The organism is Pseudoroseomonas ludipueritiae, from assembly GCF_014490445.1.
Lineage (GTDB): Bacteria > Pseudomonadota > Alphaproteobacteria > Acetobacterales > Acetobacteraceae > Pseudoroseomonas > Pseudoroseomonas ludipueritiae.
In genome coordinates this window covers 1-3,924 of sequence record NZ_JACTUZ010000247.1, presented here as the reverse complement: position 1 = coordinate 3,924, position 3,924 = coordinate 1, and the positions used below count along the sequence as shown (strand labels likewise).

Genomic DNA, 3,924 nt, shown 5'->3' with positions numbered 1-3,924 from the left:
CGGAAGCCGCTGCCGTGCCGGAGGCCGCTGCCGAGCCTGCGCCGGAGGTTCCCTCCGCCCAGCCCGCGCCCGCCGTGGCCGAGGCTGCTCCGGCTCCTGCCCAGGTGGAAGCCGGGTCGGCCGAGCCGGTGGCAGCCGCCCCGGTGCAGCCGGTGATGGTGGACGCCGCCGATGACGCGGCGCCCAAGAAGCGCGGCTGGTGGCGCCGTTAAGCCCATCTTCCCCCGCGGCGGCTCCGGCCGTCGCGGGGTCGCCCAGGCTGTCTTGATGACCCAGTCCGACTTCAATCCCCTCCGTACCGAGCGGCTGACCCTGCGCCCGCTCGGACCCGCCGATGCCGCCGAGCTGCACCGCCTGATCAATGATTGGGATGTGGCGCGCTGGCTTTCCCGCGTGCCCTTTCCTTATTCGCGTGAGCTGGCGGATGAATGGATCGAATCCACCCATCGCCAGCGCGCGGCGGGGGAGGCCTGGCACCTGGCCATCGTGGGCCAGGAAGGGGAGAAGGAGGTGCTGGTCGGCTGCGTCGGCCTGATGCGCCAGCCCGAGTCCCGCAGCGCCGAGCTGGGCTATTGGGTCGGCCGCCGCTACTGGGGCCATGGCGTCGCCGCCGAGGCCGCCGGGCGCCTCGCGCGCTGGGGCCTGGCCAACCTGGATATCGACCGCATCGTCGCCAGCGTGCTGGAGGAGAATGACCGCTCCGCCGGCGTGCTGCGCCGCGTGGGCCTGCGGGAAAGCGGCACCGGGGAAGCGCATTTCCTGGCGCGCGGCGGCCGCCTGCCGGTGCGGCTCTTCGAGGGGGGGCGGGAAGAGATCGCCGGCCCCTTCACCGAGCCGGAGCCCATCAAGCCCGTCTCGGTGGCCGCCACCGCCACGACGCCGGTGGTGGAGGGCAAGCCGCTGCTGCTGGTGGCCGCCTGCGCCCTGGTGGATGTGGATGGCCGCGTGCTGCTGGCCCGCCGCCCGGAAGGCAAGCCCATGGCCGGCCTCTGGGAATTCCCCGGCGGCAAGGTGGAGCCGGGCGAGACGGTGGAGGAGGCGCTGATCCGGGAGCTGAGGGAAGAACTGGCGATCGATGTCTCGGCCGCCTGCCTCGCGCCCTTCACCTTCGCCAGCCATGACGCCGGGCGCTTCCAGTTGCTGATGCCGCTCTATCTCTGCCGCCGCTGGCAGGGCACGCTGACGGCGACCGAAGGGCAGCAACTGGCCTGGGTGCGGCCCAACAAGCTGGCCGATTATGCCATGCCGCCGGCGGACAAGCCGCTGGTCGCCATGCTGCGGGACTTCCTTTAGGCTCCTGACCCCCTGGTTGGGGGCAGGGCAGCATGAAGACGGAAGAGATCCTGGGCGCGCTGGATTTCCTGCGCGCCGCCGAGGCGCTGAAGGATGTGGAGCGCAGCGCCCATACCTCGCGCGGCCGGGTGGAAAGCACCGCCGAGCACACCTGGCGGCTTTGCCTGATGGCCATGGTCTTCGCCGATGGGCTGGAGGGCATCGACCTCGGCAAGCTGTTGCGCATCTGCATCGTGCATGACCTGGGGGAGGCGCTGAGCGGCGATATCCCGGCCGTGTTGCAGACCCCCGGGGGCGGCAAGGCGGCGCGGGAGCGCGCCGACCTGCGGGAACTCTGCCGCCCGCTGCCCGAGGCCCGCCGCGCCGAGATCCTGGCGCTGTGGGAGGAATACGAGGCCGCCGCCACGCCGGAAGCGGTGCTGGCCAAGGGCTTCGACAAGCTGGAGACGCTGTTGCAGCACACGCAGGGCCGCAACCCGGCGGGCTTCGATTACGCTTTCAACCTCGACTACGGCCGCAAGCAGACCGCGGCGCATCCCCTGATGGCCGAGATCCGCGCCATTCTGGACGAGGCGACGCGGGCGCGGATGGCCGCCCCGCCGCCCAAGGAAGCATCATGACGAACCCTACCGCCTGCCTGCTGATCATCGGCAACGAAGTTCTTTCGGGCCGCACGCAGGATGCCAACCTGAAGTTCATCGCCAGCCGGCTGGGCGAGATCGGGGTCCCGCTGCGCGAGGCGCGGGTGGTCCCGGATGTGCCGGAGGTGATTGTCGCCACCGTGAACGAGGTGCGGGCGAAATACACCTATGTCTTCACCACCGGCGGCATCGGGCCGACGCATGACGATATCACCGCCGAATGCATCGCCCAGGCCTTTGGCGTGCCCTGGGAGCCGCATCCGGAAGCCTGGGCGCTGATGGCGGCGCATTATGCCAGCCGCGAGCCGCCCGCCGAGTTCAACGCCGCCCGCCAGCGCATGGCGACCATGCCGCGCGGCGCCACGCTCATCCGCAATCCGGTCTCCATCGCGCCTGGCTTCATCATCGGCAATGTGCATGTGATGGCGGGCGTGCCGCGCATCATGCAGGCGATGTTCGAGGAACTGGCGCCCGGCCTGCGCGGCGGCGTGCCGGTCCAGAGCCGCGCGGTGCATGCCTGGGGGATGCAGGAAGGGCGGATCGCCGAGGGCCTGGGCGCCATCCAGGCGCGCCACCCGGAGGTCGATATCGGCTCCTATCCCTATTATCGGGAGAATGGCGGCGGCGTCGCTCTGGTGGCCAAGGGCACGGATGAGGCGATGCTGGACCGCGTCATCGCCGAGATCACCGATTTCGTCGCCAGCCTCGGCTTCACGCCGGTGCCGGGCGAGCCGGCCTGACAGCGCGATGATGTTGGGCGGGCGCTGTGCCCGCCCAACATGCAAGCTCAGCCCTTGGCGGGCTTCAGGTCCATGGCGCGGGTGCGCTCGTCCATGCGCGGGCTGTGCTGCAGCCCCTTCCGCACCGCCCAGGTATTCACCAGCTGGTGCAGCGGTACCAGCGCCACATCGTCCACCGCCATCTTGATCGCCTGCTGCAGCAGCTTCTCGCGCTCCGCGTCATCCATGGTGGAACCGGCCTTCAGCGTCAGCGCGTCCAGCTCCGGGTTGGAATAGCGGCTGCCGTTGCTGGCGCCGAAGCGCTTCTCCGGATCATAGGTGCCGACAATATTCACCAGGGCGGAGGAAGCCTCGCCGCTGGAGCTGCTCCAGCCGGTCAGGCGGGCGCCGAATTCCTGGCGGTTGGCGCGCATGGAATAGGCGGACCAGGGCAGGGCCTCGACGGTGGTCTGCACGCCCACGCGCGTCCACATCTGCGCCACCGCCTGCGAGGTCTTGGCATCGTTGGGGTAGCGGTCGTTCGGCGTGTGCAGGGTCATCCTGAAGCCGCGCGGAAAGCCGGCCTCGGCCAGAAGCTTCCTGGCACCTTCGATATCCTGCTCCAGCGGCTTCACCTCCGGATTATAGGAATAGGCGCCCGGCGGCAGCCATTGGCCAGCCGGCTTGGCGGTATTCTCCATCACTCGCTCCGCCAGGGCCTCGCGGTTGATGGCGACGGAGAGGGCGCGGCGGACGCGCAGGTCGTTGAAGGGGTTGGTGGCCAGCGGCTTGCCATCGTTGTCGGTGACAAAGACGGGGTTGTCGCTGCGGCTGCGGTCGAAGGAGAGATAGATGAGGCGCAGGCCCTGGATGGAGGAAAGCTGGACCTTGCTGTCCTTCTCCAGCTTCGGAATATCCGAGGAAGGAACAGTGTCGATCACATCCACATCGCCCGAGAGGATCGCCGCCGTGCGGGCAGGGGCGGAGGAGATGACGCGGTAATCGACATTGGCCCAGTCGGGCTTGCCGCCCCAATAAGCGTCGTTGCGCACCATGCGGGTGCGGCTGCCGGGGGTATAGGCGCTGAACTTATAGGGGCCGGTACCGACCACAGCCTTGCCGCTGTTGTAATCCTCGGTGGTCGCGCCCTCGCCAACATGGCGGGAGATCACCAGCACCTGCGCGAAATCGGTCGGCAGCATCGGATAGGGTGCCGCGGTGCGGAAGCGGATGGTCAGCGGGTCCACGATCTCCACGCTCTTCACGCCGCG

The 3,924-nt window shown here is 69.3% G+C and carries 5 protein-coding genes; 4 read left to right on the top strand and 1 reads right to left on the bottom strand.

Going from position 1 to position 3,924, the window contains the following annotated elements:
- From IBL25_RS24820 to IBL25_RS24805, 4 genes are all read left to right on the top strand, one after another.
- A partial coding sequence (locus IBL25_RS24820) for a hypothetical protein (RefSeq protein ID WP_238940653.1) occupies window positions 1–212 on the top strand: 212 nt, incomplete at its 5' end.
- Between the two features lie 55 nt (window positions 213–267).
- Complete coding sequence (locus tag IBL25_RS24815; protein ID WP_187781134.1) at window positions 268–1,293, top strand: bifunctional GNAT family N-acetyltransferase/(deoxy)nucleoside triphosphate pyrophosphohydrolase; 1,026 nt, start codon at window positions 268–270, stop codon at window positions 1,291–1,293.
- Between the two features lie 32 nt (window positions 1,294–1,325).
- Entirely contained in the window at window positions 1,326–1,913 is a 588-nt protein-coding gene (locus IBL25_RS24810) for an HD domain-containing protein (protein ID WP_187781133.1), read from the top strand.
- Window positions 1,910–2,674, top strand: a complete 765-nt coding sequence (locus IBL25_RS24805) for a competence/damage-inducible protein A (RefSeq protein WP_187781132.1) — start codon at window positions 1,910–1,912, stop codon at window positions 2,672–2,674. The genes IBL25_RS24810 and IBL25_RS24805 overlap by 4 nt, the downstream gene beginning before the upstream one ends.
- A 47-nt stretch (window positions 2,675–2,721) precedes the next feature.
- On the opposite strand, the gene IBL25_RS24800 is transcribed toward IBL25_RS24805, so the two are convergent.
- Window positions 2,722–3,924: ABC transporter substrate-binding protein (locus IBL25_RS24800; protein WP_187781131.1), on the bottom strand; the 1,203-nt coding region annotated here is incomplete at its 5' end.

Bases quoted from the DNA above. Each gene is read 5' to 3' on its own strand.
- IBL25_RS24815 (WP_187781134.1), top strand. From the start codon at position 268: ATGACCCAGTCCGACTTCAATCCCCTCCGTACCGAGCGGCTGACCCTG.
- IBL25_RS24810 (WP_187781133.1), top strand. From the start codon at position 1,326: ATGAAGACGGAAGAGATCCTGGGCGCGCTGGATTTCCTGCGCGCCGCC.
- IBL25_RS24805 (WP_187781132.1), top strand. From the start codon at position 1,910: ATGACGAACCCTACCGCCTGCCTGCTGATCATCGGCAACGAAGTTCTT.